This is a genomic window from Lysinibacillus sp. GbtcB16 (assembly GCF_019091145.1).
In the GTDB taxonomy this organism is placed as follows: domain Bacteria; phylum Bacillota; class Bacilli; order Bacillales_A; family Planococcaceae; genus Lysinibacillus; species Lysinibacillus fusiformis.
This window is the reverse complement of record NZ_JAGXJV010000924.1, coordinates 1-232: the sequence shown is the minus strand read 5'-3', so window position 1 is coordinate 232 and position 232 is coordinate 1. Positions and strand designations below refer to the sequence as shown.

1 protein-coding gene is annotated in these 232 nt (G+C 45.3%); it reads right to left on the bottom strand.

Annotated features, from left to right (window positions below; all coding sequences use genetic code 11):
* Positions 1-227, bottom strand: a 227-nt coding sequence (locus tag KVT27_RS27460) for a Ger(x)C family spore germination C-terminal domain-containing protein (RefSeq protein WP_369009679.1), incomplete at its 3' end; no start/stop codon positions are given.
* Positions 228-232: the final 5 nt, after the last annotated feature.

Sequence of the window (232 nt, the reverse complement as noted above, 5' to 3'; positions counted from 1 at the left end):
CGGTAAATTTCTCGGCCGAAACCGACGCTGTCTACTTTGTAGACCTTCTGGAGCTTGGTTAACGTATCCTTAACTTGAGTCTCGACGGATTTCTCCAAGGCATTCTCTATCCGTTTAAGGTTCCCCGGCATACGAATATCCAAATTCGTATTATTTTCCCATATACTCCCCTCGCCTTGCAGCTGTAATTTGAATGTGGTCTTATCTCCACTTATCTCGGGGGTCATGATTC